Source organism: Kitasatospora sp. NPDC059408, assembly GCF_042751525.1.
Lineage (GTDB): Bacteria > Actinomycetota > Actinomycetes > Streptomycetales > Streptomycetaceae > Kitasatospora.
Window position 1 is genome coordinate 14,770 of sequence record NZ_JBHYWI010000040.1, and the last position, 13,039, is coordinate 27,808.

A 13,039-nucleotide genomic window follows, 5' to 3' on the forward strand; every position below is an offset into this window, starting at 1 on the left:
ACCGGCCGGGGCGGGGGCCTCCCCCCGCGGGCGGGCGCCCGCAGCTCGACGTGCCCGTACCGGAGAGCGGTGCGGTGCCCGTCGGTAAACTCCACCCGCAGCCGCCCGTCCGGCCGGACGTCCACGACCACGGCCCCCTCGACCGCACCGAACTCCGAGTCCCGGTACACCCACACCCGGTCCCCGACGCGGAACTCCACCGTCTCCGAGCTGATCACCGGACTCACCTTCCCGCTTCCCCGCCGCACCCGCCCCGCCACTGACCCATACGTCCCCCCGGGCCGCGGGACTCAACGCATCAGCCGCAGGCCCGCGGGCTACAGCTCGTACGGGTACAGCCGGAGCGACGTGACCCGTGCCGCCACGACCTCGCCGGGCCGCACGTCCCAGCCGTCCGCCGGCGGCTCCAGCAGGACGATGTCGTCGCCGAGCCGGAGGTCGACGACGGGGTCGTCCGCGTCTCCCGTCCCGAGGACGGTCCCGGTGAGCACGGCCCCGCCCGCCGGGGTTCCGGTGATCGCTCCCGGTCCGGTGGTGGCTCTCGCCCACGCGGCGATCGGCTCTTCCACGTCCAGTTCCACGTCGAAGAGTTGGCCGGGACCGGGCGACGGCGGCCCGGCCCACAGGGCTTGAGCCCCGCCGAGGGCGCAGCGGAAGTCGACCCGGCCGCCGTCCAGGACGGCGACGATCTCGACCCGCATCTCAGCACCCCTCCGGCGACTTCGACGACTTCGACGACTTCGACGAGCGCTTCGAGCCCGGCCTCGACCGGATCATCGGCGCCGGCCCCGACGGGAGCCGGGTGAGGGCGCGGTCCGGGGCTTGCTTCTTGGTCACCGACCCAGTCTTACTGACAACCAGTCATTGGTCACCGGCCAAGAAGGTGGGGACCGCGCACCTGGGCCGGGCCCCCATCTGACCACTCCCACCAGGGCGGTACGCTCGCCCGCGTGCGGAACACGATCGAACGGCTGGTCGACGGCCTCGCCGGCAGCGTCATCATCGGGGGCGTCCTCGACCTCGCCGACGAACACCTCCGGCGCGGCGACGCGGACTTCGTCGCGGAGCTCACCGCGGCGGTCCACGCGCGCTACGGCGCGCGCGCGAAGGGCACCGAGCACCACTACCTCTTCTCCCTGCTCCTGTGGAGGCTCGCCACCACCCACCGGCGCGACGCCATCGCCCACGCCCTTCGGCTGGGCTTCGCCGACCTGTCGCCCACCAAGCGGCCCGAGCGCAGGGCCGCCGCCGTGCTCGCCGCCAACCAGTCCCCGCGCGACCTCGCCCAGCTCTTCGCTCCGGGCGAGGCCGCGTACGGGGACACCCCCGACGAGCTGCGGGCCTGCCTCGTCCACGAGTTGGTGCTCCGCCGCTCCACGCCCCCGCCGGAGGCCGTCGAGTGGGCGGCGAACTCACCGTTCTGGCAGAGCCATCCGCTCGCCTGGCTGCCCTGGTCGCTCTCCCCGCTGGAGGGCACGCCGCAGCTGACCCGCTACTGGCTGGGCGGCGGAGGGGGCGGCATCGGGTACGGCCTGCCCGAGGGGCGCGAGCTGCCGAACGACCCCGCGCCCGTCCCGGCGGTGCGCGCCAACGACCTCGACTTCGCCCTGACCACCGCCGTCGACCGCTGGGACGGGCGCCACAACGGCCGGGTCGAGGCCGGGATCCACGTCACCGACGCCCCCGTCGACGCCGACGCCCTCCACCCGATGCTGGCCTCGCTCCCGCTGGACTGCCTCGACGGCCTGACCGGCGCCAGGAACCTCGCCGTCGTCGCGACCACCCCCGCCGAGGCGTGGCGCCAGCTCTTCGCCGCGGCGTCCACCGGCGGCGGCCGCGAGGACGAGTGGTGGTACGGCGCGCACGGCCGGCTCGCCGCCTGGCGGTCCCTGGCCGCCCTGGCAGGCGCCCCCGGCGACGCGACGCCCGCCGAGGTCGAACGGCGGGTCGCCGCCTGCGCCTGGTACGGCTTCCGGGCCTGGACGGACTGGTTCAACTGCGACCTGTGGGACCTCGGCCTCGCGACCCTCTCCCCCGACCGCACCCGCCTCACCGTCCTCGCGGCCACCGACTACAACGGCGGCTGAGCCGTGCCCGCACCCGAATGGTCCGGCCGGCTCGGCCGCCTGCGCGCCGAGCTCCGCACGGCCGACGACGGCCGCCGGGTGCTCACCGTCGGCGACCGGCAGGTGGTCGTGCGGCCCGACGCCGCCGTCCGGCACCGCGGCGGCCTGCTGCACCACCGGATCACCGTCGAGCAGCCCGGCGAACCGGTCTTCACCGTCCGCTACCGGCCCTCCTGGCACGCCCGGCTCGGGCCGCTGCTGGACGCGACCCACGACCGCTGGGCCGCCGAATCCGACGACCCCGGGCTCGAACTGACCGCACGGCTGGGGGGCACCGACGACTGGGTGGACGACCGGGCCGATACTTGACCGTCAGGTTCTTCGTCAGGTTCTTCGTCGGGTTCGAGGCGTTTCGGGGGAAAGCCGATGATCAACGATGCCGTCCCGCTGTCCGTCGACCACGACGCGGCGTCAGGGCTGTGGACCGTCACCGCGCCCAAGGACAGCCTCGGCCCGATCGCCGTCGCCGACGGGCAGGTGCTCGTCCCGTTCGACGGGCGGATGACCGCGTTCGACGCCCGCGACGGCGGGATGCTCTGGCGGAGCCCGCACCCGCTCGGCGGGACCGGGTTCCGGCTCGCGACGGCCTTCACCACGGCCGGGCAGCACGTCGTCGTGCCGAGCCGCAATCCGAGCCCGCACGGCACCGATCCGATCGGCCTCACCTGCCTCCGCCGCACCGACGGCGCGCTCGCCTGGATCCGGGACGCCGCCCCGCTCTCCGGCTACCTCGCGGACGGCCGCACGCTCGTCCTCTGGCAGAGCCACCCCGACGCGCCGCGCCACGTCACCGCCGTCGACCTCGCGGACGGCCGCCGCCTGTGGCGGCACGACTACGTGGACTTCGGGAGCGTCCTGCTGACGCAGGGCCGGGTGATCGTCACCGTCGGGACCCAACGGCGCCACTACACCCGCGCCTACGACGCCCGCAGCGGCAAACAGCTGTGGCGCACCACCATGAACCGCTACCCGGCCCGCCTGCACCTCGTCGCCGCCGAGCACCTGCCCGCGCCGGTCGTCTTCACCGCGCACCCGCGCAGGGACACCGTGCAGTGGTTCGACCCCGCCACCGGCACCGCACTCGGCTCCCTCACCACGGGGTACCCCTCCACCCGCTGGCGCGGCGCCGGGACGGACGGCGAAGTGCCCTCGGCGGCCTGGGCCCGGGTCGACGACCGCCGGGTGGCACACCTCCGGCCACTCGGAGAGACCGGAGAGACCGGATCGATCGGAGAGGGACGGGTACGGACCTTCTTCTCCCCGCGGCGACCCCTGCGCCTCTCGGACCCGCAGGTCGTCGAGGTAGCCGGCAGGCTCTACACGACCGTCCGGCTGGACGGGACGCACGACGACCCGGCCGCGATCCGCGGGGAGCGGATCGTCTCGGCCCGGCTCGGCGGCCTCGGCGGGGACCGGTGGCTCACGGGGCTCCGCTGGCCGCTGAAGGTCCCGCGGCGCGAGCGCCGGAACTTCTACGCCCACCTCGTCCCGGCACCCGGATGCCTCTACGCGCTGCTGATCCACCGCGCGGCGTGGGCCGTCGTCGCCGTCCGGGGCGGCCGGGTGCTCTGGCGGCGCGGCTCGCGGGCCACACCGCCCGTCCCGCTCGGCGACCGGGTGCTCCTGCTCGACGACTGCGGCGAGCACGACCACCTGCGGCTGGTCGACGGCCGGACGGGCGCCACGACGAGGCCCTGCCCACACAAGTGAAGCCCGGCGAGGGTGAAGCCCCGCGAGAGTGAAGCCCCACGAGAGTGAAGCCCGGCGGGCACGCTACTCGACGGACTCCGCCGGCCGGCACCGCTGGCGCCGCCGGAACGGGTACGTCGGCAGGTCGACCCGGCGCGCGCCGGGCGGGAGCATCGGCGTCCAGTCCACCGGGGCGCCCCGGACGAACGCCTCCGCGAGCGAGCGGGCGAACCGCTCCCGGCCGCCCTCGCCGCGCGCCAGCGTGCCGCACACCACGGACGCTCCGGCGGCCACGCCCGCGTCGGCCAGCGTCGCCCCGATCGCCGTCGTCATCACCGGGTGCGCGCTGACCTCCACGAAGCCGGTGAACCCCTGGGCCGCCAGCGCCCGCACGGCCGGGTCGAGCAGCACCGGTTCGCGCAGGTTGCGGTACCAGTACCCGGCGTCGACCGGGCCGGCCACCCACGCCCCGTCGACGGTCGAGAACCACGGCACCGTCGGCGTCAACGCCCTCACATCGCCCAGGAGGTCGGCGATGTCGCGCTCGACCCCGACCACCTGCGCGGTGTGCGACGCGTAGTCGACCGGGACCATCCGCACGTCGATGCCGCGCCCCACCAGCTCGGCGTGGAAGGCGCCGAGCGCCGAGCTCTCCCCGCCCACCACCGTGCGCTCCGGCCCGTTGACCGCGCCGACCTCGACGCCGTCCCCGCACGCGCGGATCCAGTCCCGCACCCGGCCCTCGGGCAGCGGCACGGACACCATGCCGCCCCGGCCGGCCAGCCGGTCGCCGATGGCGCGGCTGCGCAGCGCGACCGTCCGGGCGGCGTCCTCCAGGGACAGCGCGCCCGCGACGCAGGCCGCCGCGATCTCGCCCTGCGAGTGGCCCAACACGGCCGCGGGGCGGACCCCGTACGCCTCCCACAGGGCCGCGAGCGAGACCATCACCGCGAACGTCACCGGCTGGGCGATGTCCACGCGCTCCACCGGCGGTGCGCCGCCGACACCGTGTACGACGTCCACGAGCGACCAGTCCACGTGCGGGGCCAGCGCCCGCCCGCACTGCGCCATCCGCTCCGCGAACACCGGCTCGTCGTGCCACAACTCCCTTCCCATGCCCGCCCATTGGCTGCCCTGGCCGGGGAAGACGAAGACCACGCCGTCGTCCCGGCGGCCCGGTGGCGCGGCACCGGCGACGAGACCGGGCGCCGCGCCGCCCTCGGCCAGCGCCCGCAGGGCCGCGCGGACGGCGTCCGAGTCGGCCGCCGCCACGACGGCCCGGTGCTCGAACAGGGCCCGCCCCGCGAGGAGCGAGAGCGCCGCGTCCTGCGGGCGCACGCCGCCGTCCAGCGCATCGGCCAGCCGCCCGGCCTGCGCCGCCAGCGCCACCGGCGTCCGCGCGGACACCACGAGCGGGGCGAAGCCGGCCGACTCGCCTTCCACCCGGGGCTCTTGCGGCACCTGCTCCAGGAGGCCGTCCCGAGCCGCCCGCCGCGGGACGGTCCGGGGCGCGGCCGCCAGCAGCAACCGCAGGGCGGTCGGGTCCGCCGTCCCGGCGCCGTTGCGCGGGATCGCGTCGACGAGGTGCAGGCGGACCGGGAGCGCGTGCGGTGCGAGGCGCCCGGCGCCGAACTCCCGCACCGCGTCGAGCGTCGGGGCGCTCCCCGGCTCCGCGACGGCCACCAGGGCGACGGCCGCGCCCCGCCCGTCGTGCGGCACGCCGACGGCGGCGAGCTCCCGCAGGCCGGGGCAGCCGGTGAGCGCGCGCTCGACCTCGGCCGGGTGGACCGTCCCGCCGTCCCGGACGAGCGCGTTCGCCAGCCGGTCGACCAGGTACAGGCAGCCGTCGGCGTCCAGCCGGCCGAGGTCCCCGGTGCGGAACCAGCCGTCGTCGTCCCGCAGGGCCTCCTCGCCGCGCCAGTAGCCCGGCGAGACGTGCTTCCCGCTCACCCACACCTCGCCGGGCTCGTCCGGCCCGGACACGTCCGCGCCCGAGTCCGGGTCGACGATCCGCAGCCGGGTGAACGGCATCGGCCGGCCCGCCGAGCCCGCCTTCGCGACGGTGAGCTCCGGCGGCAGGTAGGAGGCGAAGGCCGCCGTCTCCGTGAGCCCCCACGCCTGTTGCAGCATCACCCCGCGCGCCGCGTAGTCGAGGACCAGCCGCGCGGGCACCGGGGCGCCCGCCACGACGGCGCAGCGCAGCGCGGACAGGTCGGCGGCGGCGAACCCGGGCAGGCGGGCGAGCGCCGCGTACATCGAGGGGGCGGCGAAGAACGTGTTGACCCTCAGCTCGACGAGGTCGCGCAGGGTCCGCTCCGGGTCGAAGCGGCGCCGGACGACGGTGGTGCCGCCGTGGCCGAGGCTGCGCAGGGTGAAGCAGGCGAGCCCGCCGACGTGGGACAGCGGGGTGACGACCAGGTTGACGTCCTCCTCGCGCGTGACCATCGCCGCGTCGACGTTGGCACCGCTCCACCAGAGGTTGCCGTGAGTGATCCTGACGGCCTTCGGGCGGCCCGTGGTGCCCGCGGTGTGGAGCAGGACGGCCAGGTCGTCGGCGTCCAGGGACGCCGGTTCGCGCGGCGGCTGCGTGGCGGCGGCGAGCGCGGCGGCGAGCGGCGTCCAGTGCGGACCGGGCGTGTCCGTCAGGGGCGCGGCAGGGTCGTCGTCGATGAGCAGCAGGCGCGTACCCGGCGCAGGGCCGACCAGTGGCGCGCGCCCCGGCTCGGCGACGACGGTGTGCGCCCCGCAGCCGCGCAGCACCTCCCTGGTCTCCGCCGCGCCGAGCCGGTGGTCCACCGGGACGAAGGCGGCGCCCAGCCAGCCGCAGGCCAGGTAGGTGGTGAGCAGCGTCGGGCTGTTGAGCCCCAGGTAGGCGACCCGCCGCCCGGCCGTCACCCCGCCCGCGGCGAGCACCTCGGCGAGGCGGCCCGCGCGGTCCAGCAGTTCCGGGTAGCCGACCGCGGATTCCTCGTAGTGCAGGGCGGGGCCGCCGAGGGGGCGGGCGGCCGCACGGCGCAACGCGTCGATCGGGGTGATCTCCAGGTGCATGGCTCGTCCTCCTGTGGTGCGGGGGCGGTCAGGCGCACGCACCGTGGTCGGGTGTGCGATCTCTATCAGATGTGACTCACCGTGACCACCGCCACCGGAAAAGTATGGAGAGCTGGTAAATCAGGCCGCCGCATCGCGCCGGGCGCCACGGCGTTGCGCCGCCGGGTGCCCGCGCCCGGCTGGGATCCTCGCCCGGTGGAGACGGTGGAGCCGGCGCGGCCGGTGGCGACGACGGACACGGGCCGGGTCGAGGCGTTCAGCGACGGGGTGTTCGCGATCGCGATCACGCTGCTGATCCTGGAGATCAAGGTCCCGCAGGGCCACGGCGCGGCCGAGCTGTGGCGGGCGCTCGGCGCGCAGTGGCCGTCCTACTTCGCGTACGCGGTGAGCTTCCTGGTGATCGGGGTCATCTGGGTCAACCACCACACGCTGTTCGTGCACCTGGCCCGGGTGGACCGCACGCTGGTGTTCGTCAACCTGCTCCTGCTCATGCTGGTCTCGGCGCTGCCGTTCCCGACCGCGCTGGTCGCGCAGAACCTGCGCAACGGCTCGGCCGCGAACGTCGCCGCGGCGGTGTACGGCGGGGTGATGGTCGGGCACGCCGTGCTGTTCTCGCTGTTCTGGAACCACGCGACGCGCACCGGCCACTGCTTCGACGCGCGGGTCGACATCGCGGCGGCCCGGGCCGCCCGGTGGCGGTTCGAGGTGGGCATGGTCGTCTACCCGCTCACCGTCGGCCTGGCGTTCCTGTCCGCACCCGCGGCCCTCGCCGTCCACGGACTGCTGGCCGTCTACTACGCGTTCAACCAGGTCAAGGTCCCGACGCTGCGCTGAGACAGGCCCTACGACTTCCGCTTCCGCCGCACCAGCGACACCGCCGGTTCGGGCCGGTCGAGTTCGGTGGCCGTGCGCACGGCCTCCATCGCCCGCAGCTCGGTGGGCACCCGGGGCCGGGCGCCGAGGCCGAAGAAGCCGCCCTCGTTGTTGGCGTCGGCGACGACCGTGGCGATCTCCAGCAGGAACTCCCGGAACCCGTCGACCTCGTCGGGGGCGACCCTCGCGACGATCCGCGTCGCCTCGCGGATCACCGCCAGCGCGGGCCGCTCGTAGTCGGCGTAGCGCGTCGCGGGCTGGAGCCCGGTGTCGAAGGTCGACGACGCGGCCAGCTCCCGCACGAAGCGGCGCGGGTGGGTCACGCCGGCCTCGCGCAGCAGCTTGACCAGCGCGATGATCTCCTCCGCGTCGGCGACGCCCTCGGCGAGCGCCACCAGCACGCCGGAGGCCATCAGGGACCGGCCCAGCGTCGCCCACTCCTCGGGCGTGAAGTCCGGCTCGCCCGGCCCGTCGGCGCCGTGGCCGGTGCGCAGCACCTGGAAGCCGACGTCGGCGAGCACGGCGGGCAGGCGGCGCACCGAAGCGACCGTCCGCGCGCGGGCGTTCGGGGACAGCTCCGCCCACGGCACCTGCTCGGCGTCCCGGCCGTCCCGCTGGCCCGGCAGCGCGCCCGGGCCGAGGACGGCGGGCGCGCTCAGCCCGTGCTCGTGCTCCAGCCGGGCGAGGACCTCCGCCTCCTCCTCGGTGAAGTCGACGGGCGGCGGGCCGTCGGCGCCCGGCGGCTGCTCGGAGGTCGGCACCATCAGGCAACCGACGGCGGCCAGCCGGTCGCCGAGCCGACGCGCCTGGCGGCGGTTGGCCTGCCGGAGCTCCTCCGGCAGTTCGTCCCAGGGCAGCAGCCCCGGCCCGCTGCCGGGCGCCCGGCCGTCCTCGACGGCGGCCTCCAGGCGGCTCTGGTGGATGGCCCGCGCCAGGTGCTTGGTGACCTGGGCGCTGGTGTAGTCGGCGAGGCTGTCGATGACGCGGTCCTGCGCCTCCAGGCGCGCCTTCATCCGGCGGCACTCGTGCAGGACGGCCTCGGCGTCCAGCAGCGTCTGCTCGGCGCGGCGGTCGCCGGCCCGGCCGATGACGTCCTGTCCGACCATGATGACGATCATGAAGACCAGCTGGGCGAGGGTGGACAGGAAGCTCATGAACGCGAACGGGTACGGGTCGAAGGTCTGGAGGCCGGACTCGGCCATCCCGATCCACACCACCTGCGTGCCCGCGGCGACGTAGAACGCCCACATGCTGCCCAGCCGTCCGGTCAGCCACGCGGCGATCCGCCCGTTGACCGTGGTCGCCTGGTCGATCGCCTGCGGCGGGTGCTGCACGCGGTGGCGCTCGATCCACGGGTGGCGGCTGGTCTCCAGCAGGCTGACGCCGCGCCCGAGCGCGAGGTCGTGCCGGTCCAGGTGCGCCTGGAGGTCGGCGACCCGCTCGAAGATCGCCTCGGCGCTCTCGTAGGTCTGCACCGCCCGCCGGTCCGCCGCCATCCCGAGCACCCGCTGGCCGACCAGGATCACCAGGCAGAGCACCAGTTGGACGACGTTGTCGAGGAACAGCAGGAACGCGAACGGGTACGGGTCGAGCGTGTGCAGCGGCCCCCAGGTCGCGAGCGCCATCCATCCGCCGACGATCGCCAGCGTCACGTACAGCGCGGGCATCGAGCCCACCACGCGGGTCAGCGCGGCCGCGAACGCCCCGTTGAACCCGACCTGTTCGTACGCCATCGCCACCGGCTGCTGCCGCGGCGCCTCCGGCCCCGCACCGACCGCACTCACGTCCACTCCTCACGCAGATTGCCGAGGACGCACTGAACCCGTTTCCGGACGCTCTGTCAACGTCCTTTCTACGGACCGTGATTCCGTGTCGGCCCGGGACCCCGGAGGCTGGCACCGGTCCGGCCCGACCGCCGATGATGGCCCCATGTGGATCAAGTGGATCAACTGCCGCGTGCTGCCCGGCGGACGGGAAGCCTTCGCGGACGCGCAGCGCGAATGGGCGGCCATCGCGGACCAGCCGGGGCTGGTCGGGCAGGTCGGGGGCTGGGAGGCCGGCGGCGAGCGGGCGCACGTGCTCGGCGTCTGGGCCGACGAGGAGGCCTACACCGCCTTCATGGCGGTGCGCCACGACGAGATCGTCACGGCGGCGTCCGCCGAGCGGTCCGGGCGTCGCGACGGGGAAGGACCCGAGCCGGGGAGCTGGCAGGTGACCTCGGTGACGACCGGCGCCTCCGTCCTCGACATCCCGGGGGAGGCCGCCGGCCTGGACGACGCGCTCGCCCGCGCCGCCGCCCTGCGCGTCGCCGACTGCCACCTCCACCCGGGCCGCGCCGAGCACTTCCTCGACGCCCAGCGACGCGTCTGGAACCCGGCCATGGCGGCGGCCGGCGGCATGCTCGCCGGCGCCGTCACCCGCCTCGCGGACGACCGGTACCTCGTCGCGACGCTGTGGACGGACGCGGACGCCCACCAGCGCTACGCGGAGCGGGACGTGCCCGCCCTGCGCGCACGCGCGGGCGTCGCCGCGGACGTCCGCGCGCTGACCGGGCTGGCCCTGCCGCTCGAAGCCGACTGGCAGGTCCTGCCCGGCCTCGGATGAGCCGTCGGCTCGGGCAGCCGGCCGGCGCGGGCCGCTTGACGCCGGCCGGGCGCGACCGCCGATGATGGTCCGCATGTGGATCAAGTGGAGGGACTGCCACGTCCGGCCGGAGGCACTGGAGCGCTACCGGAGCGGACGGAGCGAGTGGACGGCGCTCCCGGGCCACCCGGGGCTGGTCGGGCAGGTCAGTGCCCGGGAGCCGGACGGCCCCCGCGCGTGCGTGCTGGACGTCTGGGCCGACGAGGCCGCGTACCTCGACTTCAGGGACGAGCGCAACGCCGTCATCGACGCCGACCAGATGGGCTACGCCCGCTTCCGCATGAGCGAACCCGCCGAGGACGAGCCGACGCCGGAACAGCGGTACGCGGTGCTGGAGAACGCCGCCGGCCCCACCGTCCTCGACATCCCGGGGGAGGCCGCCGACCTGCACGAGGCCCTGACGCGCGGCACCGTGCTGCGCGTCGACGACTGCCGCCTCCACCCCGGCCGCGAAGAGCACTTCCTCGACGCCCTGCGCTCGGCCCGGGGCCTGGGGTCGGCCGCGGCCGGCGGCCTGCTCGGGGGCGTGGTCGCCCGCGTCGTCCCGGACGTCTTCCGCGACCGCGAACACCACCTCGTCGTGACGCTCTGGGCCGACCCGGACACCCACCGGCGGTACGCCGAGGCCGACGCGGGCGCCCTGACCGCCTTGGACGCCCGCGCCGACCGCACCGCCGACGTCCGGGAGCGGACCGGGCTGGTCCTGCCGGTCGAGTCCGACTGGCAGGTCCTGCCCCGCGTCTGGTTCTGATGCGCCGGCTCCGCCGACCTCACGAACCCGGCAACAAGCCTTCAATCCCTAAAAGAAGCGTTTCCGCCGTCAGCTCAGGCAGCCGACGTGCGCCAGCGCCCGCTTGAGCAGCACCCCCTGACCACCCGGCATGTCCTGCTGCACCAGCGGCGAGGCGGCCTCCGCCGGGCTGAACCAGACCAGGTCGAGCGCGTCCTGGCGCGGCCGGCAGTCGCCGGAGACGGGCACGACGTAGGCGAGCGACACGGCGTGCTGACGGGGGTCGTGGAACTCGGTGATGCCGAGCGTCGGGAAGTACTCGGCGACGGTGAAGGGCTGCAGCGAGGCCGGGATCCGCGGCAGCGCCACCGGCCCGAGGTCCTTCTCCAGGTGCCGCAGCAGCGCGTCGCGGATCCGCTCGTGGTGCAGCACGCGCCCGGACACCAGCGTGCGGCTGACCGTCCCGTCCGGCCCGATCCGCAGCAGCAGCCCGATCTGGGTGACCTCCCCGGACTCGTCGACCCGCACCGGCACGGCCTCGACGTACAGGATCGGCATCTGCGCCCGGGTCGTTTCGAGCTCCTCGGGCGCGAGCCAGCCCGGCGTGGTTTCCGTGATGTCAGACATTGCTTGATCGTACGATCCCCGGACGGCCGGACGACGGCTGCCCCGCCCGGTGATGACCGTCCGTCACCGGCCGCCCGGCCCGGGCGGCCCGCCCGGGCGCCGTCCAAACCCGCCCGACGGCTAGAACCGCACGAGAGTTTGGCATAGGCACGGCAAAGCCTTCGCGCCGCCGCTTCCGCACGTCTGGACGGACGCCGCCCGAACTGGTGAGGTGTCGGGGCTCCATCCGAACACCCTTCCGCACGCAGGCAGTTCGCCCCGCCCTCACACCCTCACATCCGGGAGCAGACGCATGCGCACAACCTTCAAGGCCGCCGCCCACACCCTCGCGGCGCTGGCCCTGGCAGCCTTCGGGACCACCTCGCTGGCCACCGGCGCCCAGGCGGCGCAACCCGCCACCGCCGCCGCCCACTTCGGCCTCAAGCCGCTCGACCCCGCCGCGGCCGCCTCGCAGCGCGCGGTCACGGCCGCGTCCGACACCCTGTCGGTCGGGTCCAGCGCGAGCCAGGGCGTGGTCTCCCCCACCCCGAAGGTCTACCTGGTCTTCTGGGGCACCCAGTGGTCGTCCGACCCGGCCGGGGTGGCGACCGACATGCAGAACATGTTCAAGGGCCTCTACGGCGCCAAGGACACCTGGGGCACCATCCTCGACCAGTACTGCGAGGGCGTCCCCAAGGGCACGGTGACCTGCGGCACCAAGGGCGTCCACGTCAACCACCCGACCACCTCGCCGTTGGCCGGGGTCTGGTTCGACAAGTCCGCCGCCGCGCCGGCCAACGCGACGGCCGCGCAGATCGCCGCCGAGGCCGGCAAGGCCGCCGCGCACTTCGGCAACACCACCCAGGCGCCGAACCTCAACGCCCAGTACGTCGTGCTCTCCCCCACCAAGACGCACCCCGACGGCTTCCCCAACTCCGGCTTCTGCGCCTGGCACGACTTCACCTCCACGTCGTACGGCAAGCTCGCCTACACCAACCTGCCGTACATCCCCGACAACGGCGCGGGCGCCTGCACGACCTTCACCGACGGCCGCCTGCTCTCGGGCATCGAGTCCACCGAGACCCACGAGTACGCGGAGACCGTCACCGACTTCTGGCCCAGCATCGGCTGGAACGGCGGCGGCGGCGAGATCGGCGACGCGTGCGTCCAGCTCGACGCGTACGTGACGCTGAGCACCGGCACCTTCGACCTCCAGGGCCTGTGGTCGAACAGCGCCAACAAGTGCGTGACGCACGGCTGACGCGTCCCACCCCTCGCCACGGCCCTCCCGGACCGCACCCGCCCGAATTCGGGGTGCGCGGCC

Annotated in this window: 12 protein-coding genes; 7 read left to right on the forward strand and 5 right to left on the reverse strand. The window is 75.0% G+C overall.

The features are described from left to right. Nucleotides 1-218: hypothetical protein (locus tag ACFXDE_RS25150; RefSeq protein ID WP_380497013.1), on the reverse strand; the 218-nt coding region annotated here is incomplete at its 3' end. Between the two features lie 99 nt (nt 219-317). After that, nucleotides 318-701 carry a hypothetical protein gene (locus ACFXDE_RS25155; protein ID WP_380497014.1) on the reverse strand — a complete coding sequence of 128 codons (384 nt, stop codon included), beginning with the start codon at nt 699-701 and terminating at the stop codon, nt 318-320. A gap of 249 nt (nt 702-950) precedes the next feature. Here ACFXDE_RS25155 and ACFXDE_RS25160 point away from each other — a divergent pair, with 249 nt between their 5' ends. The 3 genes from ACFXDE_RS25160 to ACFXDE_RS25170 are packed head-to-tail and all read left to right on the forward strand — an operon-like array spanning nt 951 to nt 3,836. Beyond that, on the forward strand, nt 951-2,087 hold the full coding sequence (locus ACFXDE_RS25160) for a DUF6183 family protein (RefSeq protein ID WP_380497015.1): 1,137 nt from the start codon (nt 951-953) through the stop codon (nt 2,085-2,087). A 3-nt stretch (nt 2,088-2,090) separates the two neighbouring features. Then, a complete protein-coding gene (locus tag ACFXDE_RS25165) occupies nt 2,091-2,435 on the forward strand; it encodes a hypothetical protein (RefSeq protein WP_380497016.1) in 345 nt (114 codons plus the stop codon). 57 nt (nt 2,436-2,492) lie between these two features. After that, nucleotides 2,493-3,836, forward strand: coding sequence for a PQQ-binding-like beta-propeller repeat protein (locus ACFXDE_RS25170; protein WP_380497017.1), 1,344 nt, complete (start codon nt 2,493-2,495; stop codon nt 3,834-3,836). A gap of 63 nt (nt 3,837-3,899) precedes the next feature. Here the strand turns inward: ACFXDE_RS25170 and ACFXDE_RS25175 are convergent, their stop codons facing one another. Beyond that, nucleotides 3,900-6,863: an acyltransferase domain-containing protein gene (locus ACFXDE_RS25175; protein ID WP_380497018.1), complete on the reverse strand. Its 2,964-nt coding sequence runs from the start codon at nt 6,861-6,863 to the stop codon at nt 3,900-3,902. A 195-nt stretch (nt 6,864-7,058) separates the two neighbouring features. Between ACFXDE_RS25175 and ACFXDE_RS25180 the strand changes: the two genes are divergently transcribed. Further along, on the forward strand, nt 7,059-7,697 hold the full coding sequence (locus tag ACFXDE_RS25180) for a TMEM175 family protein (RefSeq protein WP_380497019.1): 639 nt from the start codon (nt 7,059-7,061) through the stop codon (nt 7,695-7,697). Between the two features lie 8 nt (nt 7,698-7,705). Here ACFXDE_RS25180 and ACFXDE_RS25185 read toward each other — a convergent pair whose 3' ends face one another. Then, entirely contained in the window at nt 7,706-9,520 is a 1,815-nt protein-coding gene (locus ACFXDE_RS25185) for a DUF1003 domain-containing protein (protein ID WP_380497021.1), read from the reverse strand. A 145-nt stretch (nt 9,521-9,665) separates the two neighbouring features. On the opposite strand from ACFXDE_RS25185, the gene ACFXDE_RS25190 reads away from it, so the two are divergent. Next, entirely contained in the window at nt 9,666-10,340 is a 675-nt protein-coding gene (locus ACFXDE_RS25190) for a DUF4937 domain-containing protein (RefSeq protein ID WP_380497023.1), read from the forward strand. A 73-nt stretch (nt 10,341-10,413) separates the two neighbouring features. After that, a complete protein-coding gene (locus tag ACFXDE_RS25195; protein ID WP_380497024.1) occupies nt 10,414-11,130 on the forward strand; it encodes a DUF4937 domain-containing protein in 717 nt (238 codons plus the stop codon). Nucleotides 11,131-11,199: 69 nt separating this feature from the next. Here the strand turns inward: ACFXDE_RS25195 and ACFXDE_RS25200 are convergent, their stop codons facing one another. Further along, nucleotides 11,200-11,736 carry an NUDIX hydrolase family protein gene (locus tag ACFXDE_RS25200; RefSeq protein ID WP_380448036.1) on the reverse strand — a complete coding sequence of 179 codons (537 nt, stop codon included), beginning with the start codon at nt 11,734-11,736 and terminating at the stop codon, nt 11,200-11,202. A 292-nt stretch (nt 11,737-12,028) separates the two neighbouring features. Between ACFXDE_RS25200 and ACFXDE_RS25205 the strand changes: the two genes are divergently transcribed. Beyond that, nucleotides 12,029-12,976: a hypothetical protein gene (locus ACFXDE_RS25205; RefSeq protein WP_380448034.1), complete on the forward strand. Its 948-nt coding sequence runs from the start codon at nt 12,029-12,031 to the stop codon at nt 12,974-12,976. The last annotated feature ends 63 nt before the right edge of the window (nt 12,977-13,039 follow it).

Coding starts and splice junctions, on each gene's coding strand:
- ACFXDE_RS25155 (WP_380497014.1), bottom strand. CDS start 701: ATGCGGGTCGAGATCGTCGCCGTCCTGGACGGCGGCCGGGTCGACTTC.
- ACFXDE_RS25170 (WP_380497017.1), top strand. CDS start 2,493: ATGATCAACGATGCCGTCCCGCTGTCCGTCGACCACGACGCGGCGTCA.
- ACFXDE_RS25175 (WP_380497018.1), bottom strand. CDS start 6,863: ATGCACCTGGAGATCACCCCGATCGACGCGTTGCGCCGTGCGGCCGCC.
- ACFXDE_RS25190 (WP_380497023.1), top strand. CDS start 9,666: ATGTGGATCAAGTGGATCAACTGCCGCGTGCTGCCCGGCGGACGGGAA.
- ACFXDE_RS25195 (WP_380497024.1), top strand. CDS start 10,414: ATGTGGATCAAGTGGAGGGACTGCCACGTCCGGCCGGAGGCACTGGAG.
- ACFXDE_RS25200 (WP_380448036.1), bottom strand. CDS start 11,736: ATGTCTGACATCACGGAAACCACGCCGGGCTGGCTCGCGCCCGAGGAG.
- ACFXDE_RS25205 (WP_380448034.1), top strand. CDS start 12,029: ATGCGCACAACCTTCAAGGCCGCCGCCCACACCCTCGCGGCGCTGGCC.